This window comes from Arcicella lustrica, assembly GCF_034930985.1.
GTDB lineage: Bacteria > Bacteroidota > Bacteroidia > Cytophagales > Spirosomataceae > Arcicella > Arcicella lustrica.
This window is the reverse complement of sequence record NZ_JAYGIM010000015.1, coordinates 150,068-172,872: the sequence shown is the minus strand read 5'-3', so window position 1 is coordinate 172,872 and position 22,805 is coordinate 150,068. Positions and strand designations below refer to the sequence as shown.

General features: G+C 35.9%; 18 protein-coding genes. 17 read left to right on the top strand and 1 reads right to left on the bottom strand.

The window, feature by feature from the left end; translation table 11 throughout:
* Positions 1–184 precede the first annotated feature (184 nt).
* Entirely contained in the window at positions 185–3,133 is a 2,949-nt protein-coding gene (locus VB798_RS19330; RefSeq protein ID WP_323688878.1) for an FAD-binding and (Fe-S)-binding domain-containing protein, read from the top strand.
* Positions 3,134–3,235: 102 nt separating this feature from the next.
* Here VB798_RS19330 and VB798_RS19325 read toward each other — a convergent pair whose 3' ends face one another.
* The gene (locus tag VB798_RS19325) at positions 3,236–4,756 is read right to left on the bottom strand and encodes a DUF1593 domain-containing protein (protein WP_323688877.1); all 1,521 of its coding nucleotides are present in this window, start codon (positions 4,754–4,756) and stop codon (positions 3,236–3,238) included.
* 150 nt (positions 4,757–4,906) lie between these two features.
* Between VB798_RS19325 and VB798_RS19320 the strand changes: the two genes are divergently transcribed.
* From VB798_RS19320 to VB798_RS19245, 16 genes are all read left to right on the top strand, one after another.
* A complete protein-coding gene (locus VB798_RS19320; protein ID WP_323688876.1) occupies positions 4,907–5,674 on the top strand; it encodes a DeoR/GlpR family DNA-binding transcription regulator in 768 nt (255 codons plus the stop codon).
* A 353-nt stretch (positions 5,675–6,027) separates the two neighbouring features.
* Positions 6,028–7,437 carry an L-fucose/L-arabinose isomerase family protein gene (locus VB798_RS19315; protein ID WP_323688875.1) on the top strand — a complete coding sequence of 470 codons (1,410 nt, stop codon included), beginning with the start codon at positions 6,028–6,030 and terminating at the stop codon, positions 7,435–7,437.
* Between the two features lie 47 nt (positions 7,438–7,484).
* Positions 7,485–9,086, top strand: coding sequence for a DUF1593 domain-containing protein (locus tag VB798_RS19310; protein WP_323261353.1), 1,602 nt, complete (start codon positions 7,485–7,487; stop codon positions 9,084–9,086).
* Positions 9,087–9,188: 102 nt separating this feature from the next.
* Positions 9,189–10,025, top strand: a complete 837-nt coding sequence (locus VB798_RS19305) for a transketolase (RefSeq protein WP_323261351.1) — start codon at positions 9,189–9,191, stop codon at positions 10,023–10,025.
* Positions 10,026–10,046: 21 nt separating this feature from the next.
* Positions 10,047–11,012: a transketolase family protein gene (locus VB798_RS19300; RefSeq protein WP_323261349.1), complete on the top strand. Its 966-nt coding sequence runs from the start codon at positions 10,047–10,049 to the stop codon at positions 11,010–11,012.
* A gap of 26 nt (positions 11,013–11,038) precedes the next feature.
* On the top strand, positions 11,039–12,658 hold the full coding sequence (locus VB798_RS19295) for a DUF5060 domain-containing protein (RefSeq protein WP_323261347.1): 1,620 nt from the start codon (positions 11,039–11,041) through the stop codon (positions 12,656–12,658).
* A gap of 1 nt (position 12,659) precedes the next feature.
* Positions 12,660–13,595, top strand: coding sequence for a D-ribose ABC transporter substrate-binding protein (locus tag VB798_RS19290; protein ID WP_323261345.1), 936 nt, complete (start codon positions 12,660–12,662; stop codon positions 13,593–13,595).
* A 138-nt stretch (positions 13,596–13,733) separates the two neighbouring features.
* The gene (locus VB798_RS19285; RefSeq protein WP_323261343.1) at positions 13,734–14,357 is read left to right on the top strand and encodes a DUF2291 domain-containing protein; all 624 of its coding nucleotides are present in this window, start codon (positions 13,734–13,736) and stop codon (positions 14,355–14,357) included.
* Between the two features lie 9 nt (positions 14,358–14,366).
* On the top strand, positions 14,367–15,866 hold the full coding sequence (locus VB798_RS19280; protein ID WP_323261341.1) for a sugar ABC transporter ATP-binding protein: 1,500 nt from the start codon (positions 14,367–14,369) through the stop codon (positions 15,864–15,866).
* Between the two features lie 36 nt (positions 15,867–15,902).
* The gene (locus VB798_RS19275; protein ID WP_323261340.1) at positions 15,903–16,877 is read left to right on the top strand and encodes an ABC transporter permease; all 975 of its coding nucleotides are present in this window, start codon (positions 15,903–15,905) and stop codon (positions 16,875–16,877) included.
* Positions 16,878–16,882: 5 nt separating this feature from the next.
* Entirely contained in the window at positions 16,883–18,370 is a 1,488-nt protein-coding gene (locus VB798_RS19270) for an FGGY family carbohydrate kinase (protein ID WP_323261338.1), read from the top strand.
* Between the two features lie 214 nt (positions 18,371–18,584).
* On the top strand, positions 18,585–20,510 hold the full coding sequence (locus VB798_RS19265) for a glycoside hydrolase family 127 protein (RefSeq protein ID WP_323261336.1): 1,926 nt from the start codon (positions 18,585–18,587) through the stop codon (positions 20,508–20,510).
* 275 nt (positions 20,511–20,785) lie between these two features.
* The gene (locus VB798_RS19260; protein WP_323261334.1) at positions 20,786–21,007 is read left to right on the top strand and encodes a hypothetical protein; all 222 of its coding nucleotides are present in this window, start codon (positions 20,786–20,788) and stop codon (positions 21,005–21,007) included.
* Positions 21,008–21,118: 111 nt separating this feature from the next.
* A complete protein-coding gene (locus tag VB798_RS19255) occupies positions 21,119–21,313 on the top strand; it encodes a hypothetical protein (protein WP_323261332.1) in 195 nt (64 codons plus the stop codon).
* An 86-nt stretch (positions 21,314–21,399) separates the two neighbouring features.
* Positions 21,400–21,903, top strand: a complete 504-nt coding sequence (locus tag VB798_RS19250; RefSeq protein WP_323261330.1) for a ferritin-like domain-containing protein — start codon at positions 21,400–21,402, stop codon at positions 21,901–21,903.
* A gap of 98 nt (positions 21,904–22,001) precedes the next feature.
* Entirely contained in the window at positions 22,002–22,718 is a 717-nt protein-coding gene (locus VB798_RS19245) for an OmpA family protein (protein ID WP_323261327.1), read from the top strand.
* Positions 22,719–22,805: the final 87 nt, after the last annotated feature.

The following is a 22,805-nucleotide window of genomic DNA, read 5'->3' as shown; positions in this document are numbered from 1 at the left end:
TGAGATTAATATTTAACAAGATAAATTTAAAACCACAAATTTTGACAAACAACTACGATATGACAAGTGGAGTTTATTAATGGGTTGAATGGCAAAATGTGGGTAAGACTGGAAAAAAGTTTTACTCTTATCATTTTATGGAAGGTGAATACCTTAATTTTACAAGCAAATTACTCTTAACGATATGTCTTCTAAAATTACCATTTCTGATTTTAAGTATTTACAAGAAAGCTTTTCTGGTGAATTATATTATGATAATTCTGCTAGTCATAATGCTCAAAAAATCCTTTACTCTACCGATGCTTCGGTCTATCAAGAAAAACCTTTAGCGGCAGCAATTCCGAAAAATACAACAGATATAAAAGCATTAATTAAGCTTGCCAATGAGTTTGAAATTACTCTAATTCCACGTTCGGCAGGTACTTCTTTAGCTGGGCAAGTGGTTGGAAAAGGTATTGTGGTTGATATTTCAAAATACTTTACTAATGTTTTGGAAATCAATCAAGAAGAGCGTTGGGTGAGAGTACAGCCGGGCGTTATTAGAGATGATTTGAATGTGATTCTCAAACCTTATGGTTTACTTTTCGGGCCAGAAACTTCTACTTCAAACAGAGCGATGATTGGTGGAATGATTGGAAATAATTCTTGTGGATTACATTCAATCGTTTGGGGAACTACTCGTGATCATCTGATTTCAGCCAAAGTATTATTAAGTGATGGTTCGGAAGTAGAATTTGGAGCATTGACAAAAGCCGAATACTTCAAAAAAGTAAATGCTAAAACTTTAGAAGGAAAATTATATGGAGATATTTTTAGAACGCTAAACAATCCATTCAATCAAGAAGCGATTGAAAAAGCTTATCCAAAGAAAACGTTAAAACGCAGAAATACAGGCTATGCTTTGGATATGTTGGTGGATAGTGAATTATTTTTGCCAGAAAGTAACAAAACTTTTAATTTCTGTCAACTATTGGCAGGTTCAGAAGGAACATTAGCTTTTGTAACCGAGGCAAAACTGAATTTACTGCCTTTGCCACCCAAAGAAACGGCTTTGGTTTGCATTCACTGTACTTCCATTCAAGATTCTTTACAAGCAAATTTGGTTGCTCTGAAACATCAACCAATGGCTTCTGAATTGGTGGATAAGTATATTTTAGATTTTACGAAAGGGCATCATGTTTACGAGAGAAATCGCTTTTTCATACAAGGTGACCCAGCGGCGATTTTGATGGTGGAATTTATGGAAGAAAGTGACGAAGTTTTAAATCAAAAAACTTCTACCTTGATTGCCGACCTCCAAAAAGCCAACATCGGTTACGCTTATCCAGTTGTTAAAGGAGCAGAAACCACACCCGCATGGGATGTACGCAAAGCAGGTTTAGGATTAATAAGAAACTTAAAAGGCGATATTCAGCCTGTGAATTTGATTGAAGATTGTGCAGTTGCTCCAGAAGATTTACCAGCTTATATTGGTGATTTGCAGGCACTTTTGAAGAGACATCAGATCAATGCTTCGTATTATGCTCATGCAGGGGCAGGCGAACTGCACGTTGAACCGATGATAAATCTCAAAACGCAAGAAGGGAAAACTTTATTCAGAACAGTGTTGAAAGAAACGGCTGAATTGGTAAAAAAATACAATGGTTCATTGAGTGGCGAACATGGCGACGGGCGATTGAGAGGTGAATTTATCGAAAGCGTTTTGGGCAAGGAAGTTTTTACCTTGCTGAAAGAAGTAAAATCACTTTTCGATCCAAAGAGTATTTTCAATGCCAATAAAATTGTGAATACACCTCCGATGAATGAATTTTTGCGTTACGAAGCGGGCAAAGAAAATCCTACAATTGATACTTATTTTGATTTTAGTAATCAAGAAGGCATTTTGCGTTTGGCAGAAAAATGTTCAGGTTCAGGCGATTGTCGCAAAACGGAAGTAACAGGTGGAACCATGTGTCCGAGTTATATGGCAACTAAAAACGAAAAAGACACGACTCGTGCTAGAGCGAATATTTTACGTCAGTTTTTAACTAATTCTGAACAAGAAAATCGTTTTGACCATCAAGAAATTAAGGAAGTAATGGATTTATGTTTGTCGTGCAAAGGCTGTAAATCTGAATGTCCTTCAAAAGTAGATGTTGGTAAAATGAAAGCAGAGTTTTTGCAACATTATTATGATGTTCATGGCGTACCTTTCCGTACAAAAATGATTGGTAATTTTACCAAATCGCAGGCATTGGCATCGAATTTTCCCGCCTTATATAATTTTATTGTCAAAACACCAATTACCGCCAGCATTACCAAAAAAGTACTGGGATTTGCTCAGGAAAGGTCGATACCAACATTAGGAAAAACTACTTTAAGAGCTTGGAATAAAAAACGAGTTTCGACAAAAACTGACAAAAAAGTATATTTATTCTGCGATGAGTTTACCAATTATAACGATGTAGAAATTGGTAAAACAGCGATTTTATTACTCACAGCTTTGGGTTATGAAGTAATTCTTCCCGAACATTTAGAAAGTGGCAGAACTTATTTGTCAAAAGGTTTGGTAAAAGAAGCCAAGCAAATTGCGATTGAAAACGTAAAAAGTTTATCAAAAATAGTTGATGATAATACACCAATTTTGGGCATTGAACCTTCTGCCATTTTGACTTTAAGAGATGAATACTTAGAATTAGTACCAACAGAATTATTGGCTGATGCGGAAAAAGTAGCACAAAATGCCTTTTTGGTTGATGAATTTATTGCAAAGGAAATTGATAGAAAAGTATTGAGTAAATCATTATTTACTCAGGAAAAGAAACTGATAAAACTACACGGGCATTGTCATCAAAAAGCCTTATCGTCTTTAGTAGCCACAAAAAAAATGCTCTCATTGCCAGCAAATTATGAAGTACAACTGATTCCTTCAGGCTGTTGCGGAATGGCGGGTTCATTTGGCTATGAAGAAGAACATTATGAAGTCTCGATGAAAGTAGGCGAATTAGTACTTTTCCCAACGATTAGGAAACAATCAGCAGAAGTAATTATTGCCGCACCCGGCACAAGTTGTCGTCATCAAATCAAAGACGGCACAGGCAGAATTGCTCAGCATCCCGTAGAAATTTTGTGGGAAGCGTTGGTGAAGAATTAATTAATCATTTGAAAAAAGAAGCCTTCAAAACATCAATTGATTTTGAAGGCTTCTACATTTTAAGAGCTATTTCCTTTCTTTTATTTTCGAAATGTTTCTTTTTTATTCTCCTGTCAATATTATTCTTTGGTAACGAATTAAAGCAGGTTGTCCTCGGTCTTTTCCTTCTACAATAATATGAATCGTTTCTCCAGTTTTTAATCCAGCTGGAATGCTAATATTTGCTGCATTCGGTAAGGTTTGGTCAATATTTGCTTTTTCAGAAGAAGTTCCTGCTTCTTGATATTGCCAGAATTTAAAATCTACCGCATTTCCATCTGGGTCAATTGCCGAAGCTTCTAAAGTAATATTTGTACCCGCTTTTACTTTTTTGATGGTATTACCTTTAACTATAATTTTTGGGGCATGATTCGCTTCTTTAAATGGCTTGATGCACCAATTTGCTCTTGCAGCAAAGTCTAATTGCAAGGCTTCAATCCAACGGGTTTGAGGAAAAGAGGCGTCTTGTTTATTCGTAAAAGGGTTAAAGTCAGTTACATGTTTGCCATCCTCCCAACGATGAGGATTATCTTTTGATTGTACCATTCTTCCTCCCCAACCTCCATATTCTGGATGGTCTTTACTCATTAAACCAACATCCAATAACTGAAAATAAGCAGGAGAATCGCCTTCAGAAATAAAATCATACTGAGTCATTTTATATTTCTGAGCATCTGCCATGTTGCCATGAGTATGTTCTTCATCGCCAGCTTGTTTTTGTCCATCGCCCCAAGCATAATATTTTTCAAGCAAAGGTCCATGTTTTTGAATGATATTTTTTGCCATAAATTCACCACGTAAAAACGCTTGTAATTCATTTGGAACTACTCTTGGCCAAGGATAAGCAAAGCACCAAAATTGGTCTGAATTATAGAAAACCTTTATTTTGGGCCAATTCGGAGCGATATATTTTTTATAAGTAGCGTCTTGGTCGAGTACGGCATAAATAATGGCTTTTTTAGAAACCTTTTCGTAAATCTCTGCCCATTTACTGGTGTTTTTATAAGTATCTTCGATTGACTTTAAAGCACGGGCTACTGTATTGGTTCCACCCCAAATTTGTAAATATATTGGTTGAGGATTATTATCAAGTAATATATTTTTAATCCATTCAGAGCCTTCTGTTTCCTTATCCATTTCACCTTCAAAGTCAATATTACCCACTTTTACTAATTTTCGTAAAGCGGTTGCGCTTGGAAAAGTTTTGTCATGTTGTAATAAATTTGGATGCACTTTTTCATATTCGGCTAATAGTTCTTGTATCCAAGTAGTGCCTGGCCAGCGTAAAGCTGTGCGTTTTCCATACCTTTTGGCAGTATTTTCCATTTCAGAAATAAACATTGTGCCTTTTTCGTCGCCTTTATAATGCCATTGCGAGCTACTGTAAACCAAACCTTCAATCTTAAATTCATTGGCATACAATAACATTCTGATGAAAGAATCAACGTCATCTATTTCTCCATCGGTTGTAATGATGGTACGACTTTTTGTGTTTATATTGCTTTTTTGTGCCTGAATGGGCGAGTAACTCTGTACTACTAAAGAGAAACTAATCAAAAAGAATAGAATTGCTTTTGTTTTCATTTGTTTATTGTATTTTTGTAAATATATGAATAATAGAAGATTGAATTGGTATTAATTTATTTAACAAAGGTAAAAGTAAAATAAATATTTTCGATATTTTTCTTTTGTTTTTGTTTTTGTTTCGTTTAACTTTGTTTCAATATCAAGAATATGTTGCCAAATCAGCGCAGAGAAAAGATTTTAGACCTCTTAAAAGAAGATGGTTTAGCCAAAGTAACTGATCTTGCCAGATTGTTTAAAGTCACCGAAGTGACCATTCGTCAGGATTTAGAAAAGTTGGAAAAAGATGATTTAGTTATCAGAGAACACGGTGGAGCATATTTGAAAAATATTGAAGACCATGTGCGTGAATTTACTGTAGCTCATAATGATTTGAATGTTCAGCAAAAAGAGAAAATTGCTTTGAAATGTTTGGAGTTTATTTCGAGTGGCGATACCATTATTTTAGATTCTGGTTCAACTGTTACTGAAATTGCCAAGAAATTGAAAGGCTTTAGAAATCTGACTGTAATTACGAATGCTTTGAATATTGCCATGATGTTGGGAACTGAGCCAGGCATAGAAGTAATTATGACGGGAGGTGAATTTAAACCGCCAACCTTATCATTAACAGGACAAAAAGCAGCAGATTTTTTTAAAGGAATCAATGTTCAAAAGTTGTTTTTGGCAACGGCTGGAATTTCATTGAAAGCAGGGTTGACGTATCCAAGTATCAGTGATATTGTGGTGAAAAAAGCCATGATTGATGCCGCAGAAACTACTTATTTAGTAGCAGATTCTACCAAATTTGGAAAAAGTGCTTTTGCAAGTTTGGGTGCTTTGTCGCTGATTGATTATATCATTACCGACAACGAAATCAATCAGGATGATAAATTGCATTTCGAGAAAAATGAAATAGAAATTATTATTGCCGAATAGTGAAGTTTGTGAAAGTAAATTGTGAGTTAGTGTTTTTGAGTATTTCAAACACTAACTCGCAATGATTATCCAATACAAAAGCTCAATTTTATTTAAAATTTCAATCAAAAACATAAAAAAGCTTCGCACAAATTACGGATGCTGTCTTTGTCTTACACCACATTGAATACTCAAAATACTTGCTTTCAATTGTTCAATAGCTTAAAAAAGGAGAAAGTATTTCTTAGATTTTAGCATAAAAAACAACGGAACGCCAACATTTACTCGTTATCAGAGGATTATTGCCACATTAGTAAAATCGAAAACCCTTTGTGGATTTCAAAAAATAATAAACATTTTTTATAGAAAAAGATATGTCAAAAGCTGCATTAAGTTTGGGGATTATCATTGGGAATAGAGATTTTTTTCCTGATAGTTTGGTTGAAAAGGCTAGGGTAGAAGTAATTGACCTTTGCCATTCGCTTGGAATAAATCCAATTGTTTTAGACAGTAATACTTCTAAGTTGGGTGGAGTAGAAACTTTTCAAGAAGCCCAAAAATGTGCGAATTTATTCAAACAACATGCGGAAGAAATTATTGGGGTGTGGGTGGTACTTCCCAATTTTGGTGATGAAAAAGGTGTTGCCGATAGTTTGAAATTAGCGAATCTAAATGTTCCTGTTTTAGTACAAGCATATCCAGACGATTTGGATAAATTGGATGTTGCTCGTAGAAGAGATGCTTGGTGTGGTAAAATTTCGGTTTGTAATAATTTGTATCAATACGGTATCAAATACACACTTACGACCAAACACGTAATGCGTCCGAACGATGCAGAATTTATTAAGGATTTACAAGATTTCTTATCAGTTTGTAAAGTAGTTCGTGGTTTGAAAAATGTACGTATAGGGGCTATCGGTGCTAGACCGGGAGCATTCAATACGGTACGTTATAGCGAGAAAATCTTACAAAGAAATGGCATTTCTGTCGTTACTAGCGACCTTTCTGAAATTCTCGGAAATGCCAATAAATTGACAAAAGACGATGCCATCGTTAAAGACCGTTTAGAGAAAATTTTGGCTTACACGCCTATCGGCAAAACGCCAAGCGAAGCCATGATTCAGATTGCGAAATTAGATGCAGTATTGAATAATTTCATGCTAGAACACTCTTTGGATGCTACAGCTATTCAATGTTGGACTTCTCTACAGAAAAATTACGGCTGTAATGTTTGTACAAGTATGAGTATCATGAGCGAAAATATGCTACCAAGTGCTTGCGAAGTAGATGTGACAGGAACGCTCAGTATGTACGCTATGCAGTTGGCTTCGGGCTCGCCAAGTGCATTGGTTGACTGGAATAACAATTATGCAGATGATGACGAAAAATGCGTTTTATTCCACTGTGGAAACTGGGCGAAATCATTCTTACCTGATATTCAAATCAGCAATGCCCCAATATTGGGTACTTCGGTAGGTGTTGAAAATACTTATGGAGCTTTAGACGGACGCACGCCAGCAATGCCTTTGACTTTCGGAAGAATTAGTACAGATGACCCTAAAGGAATTATCAAAGCCTATATTGGTGAAGGTGAATTGACAGATGATGCCTTAAAAACTTTTGGTAATAGAGCTGTAGCGCAAATCAATGATTTACAGGGTTTAATGCAATACGTTTGTAGAAATGGTTTTGAACATCACGTTGTAATGAATGCTTCAAAAACAGCTGGCGTATTGAAAGAAGCATTAAGTAATTACATGGGCTGGGAAGTGTACCAACATTAGTCTAAAACGAAGGATTTGAAATAGTATCATTTGAACAATTTTTCCACATGAGAACAATCGCTATTTATTTTAAAAAATCAATGCTTTTCAGTTTAGTCGTACTGATGACTGTAATTGTTCTTCACAAAGAAGGATTTGCACAGACTTTAAGCAAAGAAAAAAAGCCGAGAATTGTTATTACGGCAGACCCTGAATTAGATGACAACAACTCGTTGATTCGCTTTTTGCTTTATAGTACTGACCTCGAAATAGAAGGCTTGATTTATGCAAGTAGCGGTTTTCACTGGACTGGTGATGGAAAAGGAACAAAATGGTCGGTGCCAAGAAGAGAATACAGTCGTTTTGGTTTAAACCTTTGTCCTTGTGAATCTTGGCGTTGGGCAAAAGACGAACATTTTATTCACGACATTGTGGGAGCTTATGAAAAATCATATCCGAATCTAAAAATTCACAATGCAAATTATCCAACCCCCGAATATCTAAAATCGAAAATTCGATTTGGGAATATTGAATTTGATGGAGATATTTCAAAGGATTCTCCGGGTTCTGAACTTATCAAATCGCTTATTTTGGATGATAAACCGGGTCAGTTATTTATCACTGCTTGGGGTGGACAAAGTACTATTGCTAGAGCATTAAAATCTATTCAGGAGCAATATCAATATACTGTTCAGTGGGAAGCCATTCAAAAAAAAATAGCCAGAAAAGTGGTATTACTTCCTTCTGGTGACCAAGACGATACTTATGCAACTTATATAAAGCCCAATTGGCCCAACATCGAATATCGCCAGTTCAAAAATAGTCCGAATTATGGATATGGTGCTCAATTGAATGCGAAAAAGGAAGACGCTACTTTTCTGACCGCTACTTGGATGAAGGAAAATATTAGTAGTCGTGGTTCATTGGGGAATTTATACAGAGTTTGGGGAGATGGAAAGCAAATGGTAAAAGGTGATATTTTAGATTACTTTGGCTTATCTGGTTATACAAACGAGGAACTAAAAAAGATGGGTTATGCCGTATGGATGCCTGTCCAAGAAAAAGGTTCATGGTTGGGCGAAGGCGACAATCATACTTTTATGAATATGCTTGGGAATGGCTTAAGAGCTTATGAAAATGGTGTTTATGGTGGTTGGGGTGGACGTTCAATTGCACAAAATGACGCTTCAATTTCTTTCTTCTCATTGACAGACACCAGTGCAAATGCGATGGCGAATGTGCTTACTAATGCAAATAATTCGTCTAAAGAAAAGGCATTTTATCCTAATTTTTTCCCACAAGCACAAAAAGATTTTGCGACAAGAATGCAATGGACTGTCACCTCGAAATTTTCAGGTGCAAATCATCAACCGATTGTTAGAGTAGAAGGTCCACTTAGTATCATGGCGGCACCGGGTGAAAAAATTCGATTGAATGGATTTGTTTCAGACCCTGATGGCAATAAAGTAGCTGTAAAATGGTGGCAATTTGAAGGAGGAGCATCGCAGCCTGTGGTGAATATCTTGAATACTAATGCAATTCAAACTGAAGTTCAAATACCCAAAGAAGCTTTGGCAGGACAAACCATTCATTTGATTCTTGAAGCAGTTGACAATGGAACACCAGAATTGACCAGTTATCAAAGAGTAATCATTACCATTAGAAAATAGTATGTGAAAAGGTTTGGATATTGGAAGAATCAAGCTTGATGATAACACAATCGAGCCAGCCAAACTATGCTAAGGTAATATTTTTCATTAAAAAGATTTCTTATGACAACCAAAGAGTTACAACTTAAATCAGTTGAATATCGCAAGAAAATACTGCAATACATTTATCAAGCAAAAGCTGGGCATACAGGTGGTTCACTTTCTTGTATTGATATTTTGAATGTATTGTATAATGATGTACTGAACGTAAATCCAGAGAATTTTAAATCTGGGCTTCGTGATAGATACATTCAAAGTAAAGGACATTGTGTAGAAGCTTTGTATGTCGTTTTAGCCGACAAAGGTTTCTTCCCAGAATCAGCCTTAGAAACACTTTGTCAGTACAAATCTTATTATATAGGTCATCCAACCAAAAAAGTAAATGGCGTTGAGCAAAATACTGGTGCTTTAGGTCACGGACTTTCGATGAGCTGTGGAAATGCCCTAGCTGCTAAATTAGATAATGTTGATTATAAAGTATTTACCCTTTTAGGTGATGGCGAATTGCCCGAAGGAAGTAATTGGGAAGCCGCACTTTCAGCAGCGCATTATAAATTAGATAATTTATGTGCCATTGTTGATTTGAATGGCTTACAAATTACTGCACCAACGCATGAAGTATGTAATACCGAACCACTAGACAAAAAGTTTGAAAGCTTCGGCTGGGCAGTTAGAATTATTGATGGTAATAATATTGAAGCCCTTCAAGAAGCTTTCAATGCTTTACCTTTTGAAGTTGGAAAACCAAGTGTAATTATTGCCAAAACCGTAAAAGGGAAAGGCGTTAGTTACATGGAAAATACCTTGAAATGGCATCATGGAGTACCTTCTCCAGAACAATATCAGCAAGCTATTGAAGAATTGACGAGCGTTCAAGAAAGTCTTTTAGAATTAGCTTAAACCCTTAAATCGCTTAAGAAATTGGGAGCAACAATTGATAATATCGCTACAAAAGATAAAGCCAATTTGGATGTTTTTTCAGAAGTACTCCAAACATTGGCAGAAACCGACAAGAATTTATTGGTAGTAACCAGTGACTCAAGAGGTTCAGGAAAGTTAGTCCCATTCGGACAAAAATATCCGAAACAAATCGTAGAAGTAGGCATTGCCGAACAGCATTTAGTAGGCATGGCGGCAGGTTTGGCTTCATCTGGCAAAAAAGTATTTGCCGTTTCGCCAGCTTGCTTTTTAGCGGCAAGAGCTTTAGAGCAAATCAAAAATGATGTGGCTTATTCCGATAATCCAGTAAAACTTATCGGTATCAGTGCTGGCGTAAGTTATGGCGCTTTAGGAAGTACGCACCACAGTTTGCACGATTTTGCCGTGATGCGTGCCATCAATAATCTTACGGTTGTTGCACCAGCCGATAATTTTGAAACCGCTGAAGCTATCAGCCAAGCTGCTGCAACTGATTCGCCTTTTTACATTCGTTTTGGCAAAAAAGTAATGCCATTGTTAAGCGAAACCAATACCAAATTTGAGTTTGGAAAAGGAAGAGTCATCAAAGAAGGAAAAGATATTGTAATCATTGCCACTGGCGAAGCAGTATATCCAGCTTTGCAAGCCGCAGAACAATTGGCAACTGAAAATATTCATGCCGCCGTGATAAGTATGCACACCATAAAACCACTTGATACAGAATTGATTGCTCAATACGCCCAACAATGTAAAGCAATTATTACGGTAGAAGAACACAGTGTTTATGGTGGTTTGGGCGAAGCTTGTGCTTCTTTTTTACTTCAAAATCAGTTAACTAAGCCTTTTAAAATTATTGGATTACCTGATGAATATACCGTAAGTGGCTCGCAAAATGAGATTTTTAATCATTATGGCATTTCGGGAATCGGAATCAAAAATGAGGCTTTAAAATTATTGAATAATCAGTAGCATTTAAATCATTATCGATTCAAGCGATGAAAGTTCTTTTGAAATATCTTTTAGCTTACTCTTTGTTTTTCTTTATTTTTCATTCAACCAATGCTCAATCAACAATTGAACAATGGGATAGATTTGAACTTACTTTAAAATATCAGTCAAAAGTAAATGCTTTCACGAATGTAAATTTGAAAGCAACATTTACAAGTAAAGATACTTCTTACACAATTGCTGGTTTTTATGATGGTAACGACAATTTTATCATTCGTTTTATGCCACAAAAAACCGGAACATGGAATTACGTTACCCAAAGTAATATTGCAGTTTTGAACAACAAAAAAGGAACGTTCGAGTGTGTAAAAGCGACAGGTAATAATCACGGAATGGTGAAAGTAAGTGATGTTTATGCTTTTAAATATGCCGATGGAAAACAGTATTTTCCGCTAGGAACTACGTCTTACGCTTGGACGCACATGACAAACGAAGTGCAAGAACAGACGCTTAGAACCTTGAAAAATACAGGTTTCAATAAAATCAGGATGGGTGTTTTTTCGAAAAATTATGATTTAGTGAAAGAAGAACCAACACTTTTTCCTTACGAATTGAAAGAAGTAAAAAAAGATGCTAATGGAAAAGAAGTAAAGGTTTGGGATTTTACAAAATTCAATCCAGCGTTTTTCCAACATTTAGAAAAGAGAATTGATAATCTGCGTGATTTAGGCATCGAAACGGATTTAATTATTTTTCATCCTTACGACAAAGGAAGATGGGGATTTGATGAAATGCCAATGGAAGCGAATCTCAATTATATTCAATACTTAACCGCTCGTTTGGCTTCCTTTCGAAATATTTGGTGGTCTTTAGCCAATGAATATGATTATGTGAAAAGTAAAACCGATGCCGATTGGTTGACTTTGACCAAAGCGGTTGTGAAAAATGACCCATATCGTCATTTATGTTCAATTCATGGAAGTACAGCAAAATACTTTGAATATTGGCGACCAGAATTTACGCATGTTTCTGTGCAAGACGAAGCACCAGTGATGAATTGGGGAGCTGCTTCTATCGCCCGAAATATTTACAATAAGCCAATTATTTACGATGAAGTGGGCTACGAAGGAAATTTGAAACAACGTTGGGGACGCTACAGCGGAGAGGAAATGAATCATTTGATTTGGATGGGCATTATCGGCGGTACTTATGTTACTCATGGCGAATCGTACATGTTCAAAGACCACAGAGATACTATTTTTTGGGCAAAAGGCGGAGAGTTTAAAGGGACAAGCTGGAAAAGAGTAGCTTTTCTGAGAACAATTTTAGAAGAAATTAATGCACCACTTGAACCCGCTGATATTAGCAGAGATAGTAAAATCGTCACCAATGGGAAAGGTGTTTATTTGATTTATTTTGGCAAAGAGATCAATCAGCAGTGGCTTTTTAATTTACCCAATAAAAATGCTGAATTTGAAAAACCTAAAAAAGGGAATCGCTACAAAGTTGAAATTATTGATACTTGGGAGATGACCACCAAAGTAGTTCCAAGCACTTTTGAGCTTTCAGAAGTAAATGATTATCGCCTCTACGATAAAGACCTGAAACAAGTAAGACTTCCCTTAAAGCCATATTTAGCTTTAAGAATCACTGAAATTCCTAATTAACATGAAAAAATATCTATCCCTAATGTTGTTGTTTTTGTTGACGATGGCTTGTCAGCAGAAAAAAACTTCGGAAGGTCCAAAGAAAATGGCGATTGTCGTTTCCACCCTAAACAATCCTTGGTTTGTGTTTTTGGCTGAAAATGCCGCTGCAAAAGCCAAAGAATTAGGCTATGAAACCAAAATATTTGATTCGCAAAATAATACTGCTTTGGAATCAGACCATTTCGAAAATGCCATTGTTTCGGGTTATCAAGCAATTTTATTTAATCCAACAGATGCCGACGGAAGTGTGGTGAATGTTCTGAAAGCCAAAGATGCAGGTATTCCAGTTTTTTGTATGGACAGAGAAATTAATTCTGCCAATGCCGCTACTTCACAAATTTTATCGGATAGTTTTTCTGGATGCGTAGCCATTGGAAAATTCTTTGTGCAGCAACTCAACAAAAAAGGCAATTATGTAGAATTACTTGGTTTGGTGGGCGATAACAATACTTGGGCTCGTTCAAAAGGCTTTCATAGTTTGGTCGATAATTACCCAAACCTCAAAATGGTGGCACAACAAAGTGCAGATTTCGACCGCAACAAAGCGATGGAAGTAATGGAATCTATTCTGCAAGCACAACCCAATATTGATGCCGTTTTTTGTGGAAATGATGCGATGGCAATGGGTGCTTATCAAGCCTTGGCGGGTGCTGGAAAAGCCAATAAAGTAAAAGTATTTGGTTTTGACGGAGCAGACGATGTAGTCGGAGCAATCAAAGACGGAAAAGTTGCCGCAACAGGCATGCAATTTCCGAAAGTAATGGCACAAATGGCAGCCGTTTATGCCGATGAATATTTGAAAGGCAAAAGAGATTTTCCTGCCAAAATTCCAGTAGCGGTAGAATTAGTGACCAAAGAAAACATTGCTCATTATACCGCTTTCGGTAAAAAATAATTGAAAATAAATGAATTGATTTTGTGTCAATTCAACCTCAAAATCATTTAAGTAGTCTTTGAAAAAACGACGTGAAGAGTAACTAATTTACGAAAAATAGGACTTTAAGTTCACAACTCATAATTCAAAACCATCACTATGAAAATCGTCAAAATTGTTGTTGCTAGCATTGCAGTACTTTTTATTGGCTATCATTCTATCGAAATAAAAAAACTGGACGAAGTAAAAAAAGCCTCAGCAGAAACCTTTGATGCTTTAGCTTTTGCTCATAACTTTTTAGAAAAAACACTTCCCCCAAGTTTCAGTAAAGCGCCTTCAGTAGCAACACTTTTAGCATTACTTGCTAAAGAACCTAAAAAAGCATTTCAAGAAATGTCAAATGCTGTAGCAATTGGCAATATCAGGTACTTTTTGGTAAAAGGAGAAGGGCAAATTACCAAGATTCAGGACGATGAAATACAAGTTTTGTTGCCCAATCAAACACAGCCAATCAGCGTGAAATTAGCCACAGAATTTATCTACGGAAATGCTATTCGTGATGCCGCTGGTGTGTTTGATATTAAACAATTTACCAATACTTCCGACATCAATAATATTTCTTCTGAAATCAATAAAATCATCAGAACCGAAAGAGTACCCGCTTTTAAAAAGCAAATAAAAGTAGGCGATTCTATTCAATTTGTGGGAGCTTTAGAAATGAACCAAGAGTATTTGAAGCTTCAAAAACTTGAGATTTTACCCATCGAATTCAATAAAATATAAGCAGGCTCAATGATGTTATCAGCGAAAAATATTACTAAAAAATTCTCGGGCGTTACTGCTCTTGATGCCGTTTGTATTGATTTACAGGCTGGCAAAGTAAATGCCATCATCGGTGAAAACGGAGCAGGAAAATCTACTTTAATGAAGATTTTGAGTGGTGTTTATACAGAATATGAAGGGACGATTTACCTACAAAATAAGCCACAAAAATTTGCTAGTACCAAAGAAGCTGAAAATGCTGGAATAGCCATCATTCATCAGGAATTAAACATGATTCCTTATTTGAGTGTAGTAGAAAATATTTTTTTAGGAAGAGAAGTAAGTAATGCTTTTGGGCTGTTGGATAAGGCTTTTATGCTGAAAAAAACGCAAACTTTATTACAGAAATTGCGCTTAAATATCGACCCGAATACGCCAGTAAAAAACCTGAAAGTTGGTCAACAACAACTGATTGAAATTGCCAAAGCTTTGTTAGTTGATGCCAAAGTAATTATCATGGACGAACCAACTTCTGCCATCACAGGTGCTGAAGTAGATGTTTTGTTTGAGATTATCACGGCACTAAAAGCAGAAGGGAAAGCCATAGCCTATATTTCCCATAAACTCGACGAGCTTTTTAAAATCGCTGATACTTATACTGTTTTGCGTGATGGAAAAAGTATAGAATCGGGTGAGATGAGTGCCGTTACTCGTGACAATATCGTTTCAAAAATGGTAGGTCGTGAATTGGTGATGATTCCTAAGAAAAAACAGGAGGGAAGTAAAACAGAATTGTTAAGAGTAAGTCATTTAGGTATCAAACACGAAACTTTGGGAAAAAGTGATTTGCTGAAAGATATTTCATTTGTACTTAATAAAGGCGAAATTCTGGGCATTTTTGGATTGATGGGAGCAGGCCGAACTGAATTGTTTGAAGCCATTTTTGGTTTGGCGCCACGCAAAGTTTCAGGAGAAGTATTGATGGAAGGACAGCGTCTTCATATTCATTCGCCAGCGGATGCAGTGAAAGCGGGTTTGGCTTTGGTGAGTGAAGACCGTAAAAAAGATGGAATTGTACCTGAATTGAGTGTCAAGCAAAATATTTGTATCACCACGCTTCCTGATTTATTGAGCAATGGTGTGCTTGATAACCGCAAAGAAAATAATCTTGCCGATAAGTATATTCAAGAATTGCGGATAAAAACGTCATCATCTGACCAATTGATAAAAAATCTCAGTGGAGGAAATCAGCAAAAAGCCATTTTGGCGAAATGGTTGGCGACGAAACCAAAAGTATTATTGTTGGACGAACCAACCCGTGGAATTGACGTTAATGCCAAAGCAGAAATTTACAAACTCATCAACCAATTAGCAGAATCTGGTTTGGGCATTATCATGATTTCATCTGAATTACCCGAAATTTTTGCTGTAAGCGATAGAGTAATTGTATTGAGTGATGGAAAAGTAACAGGTGATTATAACATTAATGAAGCCTCAGAAGAAATTTTACTAAAAGCAGCGATAGCCTAAGTTGGAAAACGCTAAGAAATTCAAAAAGACATACACATGAATTTGATTATACAAAAAGAGAAATTGTACAAATTGCAATCGCTGATTGCCCTTTTTGTGCTATGTATTATCATCAGTATTTTATCTGATAAATTCTTAACGGTTGCAAATGGCTGGAATGTCCTCCGACAAATCTCCGTAAATATTTGTATTTCTGTCGGCATGACTTTAGTCGTTCTCACCGCAGGAATTGATTTATCTGTAGGTTCGGTCTTGGCATTATGCGGAGCAATTACAGCTGGATTATTAAAAAATGGTATAGAATTGCCCTTACAGAATTTATTCATCGGTTTTACTTTACTGGGAGCAATTATTATAGGATTAGTTTTTGGTGGAGCATTGGGCTTTTTTAATGGTTGGGTAATTACCCGTTTCAAAGTTCCTCCATTTGTTGCTACTTTAGCCATGCTGACAATGGCAAGAGGTTTGACCATGCTTTGGACGAAAGGTTTTCCCATCAGTAATTTAGGCTCAAACTTCGATTATATCGGAACTGGCTGGTTTATTGGCGTACCTGTTCCCGTTTGGATAAGTATTTTCGTCATCATTATCGCAATGGTACTTACTACAAAAACACCGCTAGGTCGCTACATTTATGCCATTGGTGGCAACGAAAATGCCGCTCGATTATCAGGTATTAAGATTCATAAAATTAAATTGATAGTTTATACGCTTGCGGGTGGTTTGGCCGCTTTAGGCGGTTTGATGGTCACTGCCCGATTAGATTCTGCTCAACCCAATGCAGGAACTGGCTACGAATTAGATGCCATTGCCGCAGTTGTAATTGGTGGTACTTCGCTTTCGGGTGGGAGAGGCTCAATTTTAGGAACTGTTCTCGGAGCAATCATCATCGGAGTATTAAATAATGGTTTGGTTTTATTAAATGTATCGCCTTTTTGGCAACAAGTAGTAAAAGGAATGGTGATATTATTAGCGGTAATTATCGACCGTGCTAATGCTAAAAACGATTAATTTCTATGCAATATATTTTGGCAATCGACCAAGGAACAAGTAGTACTAAAGCTTTGATTTTTGATGCAAAAGGTCAGGTGATGGCACGAGCTTCAGAGCCCCTTCAAACACAATATTTGGCAGATGGTTTTGTAGAACAAGACCCAGAAGGCATTTTTGATAATGCTATGACAGCCGTTAAAAATTGTTTAGCCGATTTTCAGGAAAAGGGTTTTGAGTTAACAGCAATAAAAACTTGTGGCATCAGTAATCAAAGAGAGACTTTTATTCTTTGGGATGAAAATGGGAATCCTCTTCATAATGCCGTAGTTTGGCAATGTAAACGTTCGGTACAAGTATGTGAACGTTTGAGTAAAGAAGGTTTAACCGAAAGTATTAAAGAAAAAACAGGTTTAATCATCGACCCTTACTTTTCTGGCACTAAATTGATTTGGTTGTATGAAAACAAACCAACAATCAAGCAAACAATAGACGAAGACAAAGCATTTTTTGGAACAGTTGATACTTGGTTATTGTATAAATTAACGGGTGGAAAAGTATTTGCTACGGATTATACCAATGCTTCAAGAACATTGTTTTTCAACCTTCATACGCTTGAATGGGATAAAGATTTACTTTCAACTTTCAATCTTTCAACACTTAATCTTCCTGAAGTAAAAGCATCTTCCGCCAATTTTGGAACAAGTACTTTTGGCGGAATTTTTACAGAAGCCATCAGTATTTCTGGCATGATTGGCGATAGTCACGCTGCCGCATTTGGAGAAGGTTGCTTTGAAGCAGGAACTGCCAAAGCTACTTTAGGAACTGGCTGTTCAATTTTAATGAACATTGGTAATAAGCCTCAAAAATCACAAAATGGTATGATTACCACCATTTGTTGGAGTACTGAAGGAAGAATAGATTATGCTTTAGAAGGTGCCATTGTAAGTTGCGGAGCTAGTGTAGAATGGGTAAAAAATGAATTAGGTTTATTTGCAGAAAGTAAGCAAACGGAAGGCATGGCAAAATCAGTTCCTGATAACGGAGGTGTTTATTTGATTCCTGCTTTTAGTGGTTTGGGCGCACCTTATTGGGATATGAAACGCAGAGCATCAATCCATGGCTTAACTTTTGGGACAAATAAAAATCATATTGTTCGGGCTACTTTAGAATCCATTCCTTTTCAGATAAAAGATGTTGTTTTGGCAATGGAAGAAGATTCAGAAATCCATTTACAAGAATTAATGGTAAATGGTGGAATGACTTCCAATACTTTTGTATTAAGTACTTTATCTGACTTATTAAATATTCCAGTTGTAAACAAAGGTATGCCAGATGTATCAGCTTTGGGTGTTGCTTTGATGGCTGGTTTAGGAGTACAAATTTTTGAATCGGTAGATTCACTCAAAGCATTGTTTGGACAAGCGCAGGCAGTCTTACCGCAAGAACACAATCAAGTAAAAATTCTTACAGCCTTTAAGGCTTGGAAAAATATTATTCAGGAGAACTCCTAAATCCCTTCCTTTCTCTTCATACATACCTTTATTTCTTAAATAAATCATAGTAATAGGGTATGTATAATATTCCTTTCTCTCTTTTTCTCAAACCAACATCGTTTCATTTTTCAGTATTTAGAAATCACTTTGTTTTCTAAATACGAAAATCTAATTAGCTCTTTTCTCCTTTTATTCAGAAGGGCAGAAGTGAGAGCCTGTGTATAGCAATAACATGAAAAAACTATTCTTTTTTGTAGCAAGTCTTTTAATTGGAAGGCTTGAAGTAAAAGCCCAATCTCATTATCCTGGTCAACACAATGGAAAATTTGCTTTGCAAGATAAATTGCAACCTGCTGTTTATAGCTTTGATTTATCCGCTATTCGTTTGTTAGATGGGCGTTTTAAAGAGAATATGTTACGTGAACAAAGCTGGATTTTATCATTGGATACCAAAAGACTTTTACACAGTTTTCGAAACAATGCGGGTATTTATGATGCGAATGAAGGAGGTTATTTTGACCTTAAAAAATATGGTGGTTGGGAATCGTTAGATTGTGATTTGCGTGGACATTCTACTGGACATTTACTTTCTGGGTTAGCATTAATGTATGCCCAAACGGGCGACGAACGATTTAAAATGAAATCGGATAGCATTGTTTCGGGCTTGGCAGAAGTACAAAAAGTATTGAATCAAGAGGGTTATTTAAGTGCTTATCCGCAAGAATTAATCAATAGAAACATTGGAGGAAAAAGAGTATGGGCACCTTGGTACACTTTGCACAAAATAGTCTCAGGTCTGATTGACCAATACTTGTACTGTAACAATCAGCAAGCTTTGGAAGTCGTTCAAAAAATGGGCGATTGGGCTTATAAAAAGCTTCAACCCATTACTCCTGAGCAAAGAGCGATTATGCTTCGTAATGAATTTGGAGGTATCAATGAATCATTTTATAATCTTTATGCCATTACAGGAAAACCAACATATAAATGGTTAGCGGAGTTTTTTTATCATAACGAAATGCTTGACCCTTTGAAAGAAGGGAAAGATATTTTGGAGAAAAAACACGCCAATACTTATATTCCAAAATTGTTGGGAGTAACTCGTGAATTTGAACTAGAAGGACAAGGAAAAGGCGATGAAATGGCAAGTTTTTTCTGGAATACAGTCATCAATCATCATTCTTTTGCGACAGGAAGTAATAGTGATAAAGAGAAATTCTTTAAAGCTGATGAGCTTTCTCAACATTTAACAGGCTTTACGGGCGAAACTTGCAATGTTTATAATATGCTTAAATTGACTCGCCATTTATTTTCGCATACTGCCGATGTGAAATATGCAGATTATTACGAAAAAGCACTTTTCAATCATATTCTTGGTCAACAAGATCCACAAACGGGAATGGTCGCTTACTTTTTACCGATGATGGCTGGAGCCCACAAAGTTTATAGTACTCCCGAAAACTCTTTTTGGTGCTGTGTGGGAAGTGGTTTTGAGAATCATGCTAAGTATGGTGAAGCCATTTATTATCATAGCAAAGACGCTCTTTTTGTGAATTTATTCATCGCTTCAAGCTTGAATTGGAAAGAAAAAGGCTTTAAAATCAAACAAGAAACTAATTTTCCTGAATCAGGTAAAACGATTTTTACTGTTGAATCTGCCGAGAATCAGTTACTTACTCTAAATCTTCGTTATCCTTCTTGGGCAAGTGCTGTCAATGTTACAGTCAACGGAAAGCCAATGAAAATCAAGCAATCTGCTGGAAGTTATATTGCTATTACTCGTATTTGGAAAGCAAATGACCGTGTAGAAATAAATTTCCCAATGAATTTAACGACTGTGGCGACGAACGATAATCCTGATAAAATAGCCATTTTGTATGGACCAATTGTATTAGCAGGCGAAATGGGAACGGCACAAATGGAAACACCAGCACCTTATTCAAACCCTTCACTTTACAACGATTATTATACTTACAATTATAAAGTTCCAACCGATTTAGTGAAAATTTTGCGTATTGATAAGGTACATCCAGAAAACGACATTAAACCTTTGGCTGGAAAATCGCTCTCTTTCAAGACTTCAAAAGAAGGAATTACACTTCGTCCTTTATACGATATTCATCGTGAACGTTATGTCGTTTATTGGGATTTGAAGTAAGGTTGTGAATACTTTGTAATATTATCTTCTAAAGAATGCTTTTAAATTACTAAAAATAGCGTTTTCCCTTTGACTAATCGCTAATTATTAAAATGAAGTATCGCTTGATACTGAATTTATTGATTAGCGATTTTTATTTCACTTATCCCTTCTTTACGATACATTTCGTCCATCTTGTAGAGCTATTTGCTCAATTGTACACTTTGTTTTTTGCTATTTCTTACTGGTACAAATCTTTTAAGTTATTGATTACAAACCTAGTAAATAACACTGATATGGACAAAGTAGATAAAGAAATGCGTTCTGAATTGAAAGCACAGAAAAGAACGAAAGTAGGGAATATGATTCTCTACACCGTTTTGATTGGTATGGCTTTGATGCTTGCCTCTATCGTTGGTGGTTATTGGGCTACTTCCGATAATGAAGGTCAACACAATATGGGTAAAGTAACTCCACAAGACACATTAATTTTAAATAAATCGGATACGATAAAGTAAGAGTTGTGAATGAAGAGTGATGAATTGTAGATTAAGAGATTGTGATATACAGTATTTTAATTTACACAACAACATCGTTAATTTTATTTAGGAGACTTAAATAATTAAATCATGGAAACTACAAAAGAACAAATCAAGAAAGAAGCAGCTAAACACAAAGCTGAAACATTGGCTAAAAAAGCAGAAGTATTAAAAGCCGAAGCGACAGAGAAAATAGATGAAGCAAAATTAGGAGCTTTAGATTTAGCAGAAAAAGCAGCAGATAAGTTTGAAGAAATAAAAGAGAAAGTAAAGAAAGCACTTTGATGAAAAATGCTTTTCAATATCGAAATTCATTCAACCATCTAAAAAGAATCGGGAGTTTTAATTACAACTGGTTCTATCCTTTAATTATGCAAAATCAATATGAAGTTCTCTTGAAGGCTCTGAATGAGCTGATTGAGATTAATTACAACCGTATTGAAAATTACAAGAAAGCTGAACAAAACATGGATGGAGGCGATTTGAAAAACCTCTTTCATGGTATGTTAAATGAAAGCGAACATTTTGCTGAATCATTGGCTGAGCATGTTGTGAAATTTGGTGGAGAACCAGCACAATCAAGTACACTAATTGGCAAGGCTCATCAAGTTTGGATAGATTTTAAAGTCTCTATCGTATCAAATAATCGTGAAACGATTTTGAATGCTTCTGAATCCGGTGATAAAGCTACCTTAGAAGCTTATGAAGCCGTCTTGGCTTTAGATAAAGTACAAGCTTCGTCAGATTTAACACAATTATTGATGTCTCAAATTGCTTCTATTGCTGAATCATTGAAAATTATTCAATCATTGAAGAAATCAGAACATCATGCCAAAGCTGAACAAGAAGTATTAGAAAACCAATTGCCAGTATAAAAAATCATTTTGAATGGTTGCCTAAAAATGCCATGACGATAGGTTGTGGCATTTTTGTTAAAATCTTTTACTACTCATTTAATTAAATTAATAATAATATGAAAACGACTTCCTTTTTAGCTAATATTCCATGTAAAATGGTATTACTTGTCATGTTGATTAGCACCAATTTTTATTCTTGTAATTCATTTAAAAAATTGAATAATGCCCAAAGAGGTGCTATCATTGGAGTAGGAACTGGAGCTGCAATGGGTGCGGCAATCGGTAGAAAATCTAAAAACCCTGCCATTTATGCCATCGTTGGTTCAGCGGTTGGTGGTATTGCTGGGACATTCGTAGGAAAATACATGGACAAGCAAGCTGAAAAACTAAAGAAAGATTTAGATGTGTTGGCAGATGTAGAAAGAGTAGGAGAGGGCATCAAAATTACGATGAAATCAGGTGTTTTATTTGACTTTAATTCATCTAAGATTAATCCTACCGTCAATGAAAATCTCATTAAATTTTCAGAAACATTAAAGCAATATCCTGACACAGAAATTTTAGTAGCTGGACATACTGATAATGTAGGAACAGAAGCTTATAATATGAAATTATCTCAGCAAAGAGCAGACGCTGTTGCAGCAGTATTGAAAGCTAATAATGTATCAAGAAGTCGTTTGACGGTGCTTGGTTATGGAGAAAAAGATGCCGTGGCAGACAATACTTTAGAATCGGGCAGAGAGCAAAATAGAAGAGTAGAATTTGCCATTGTTGCCAATGACAAATTGAAAAAAGAAGCTACAAAAGCTACTGGCGAAACGAGTTTGAAATAGTAATATCAAAATAAAAATGCTTAGAAAATGAAGTTATTCCATTTTCTAAGCATTTTTGTTTCTTATTGAATCTAAGGAAATTAAGAG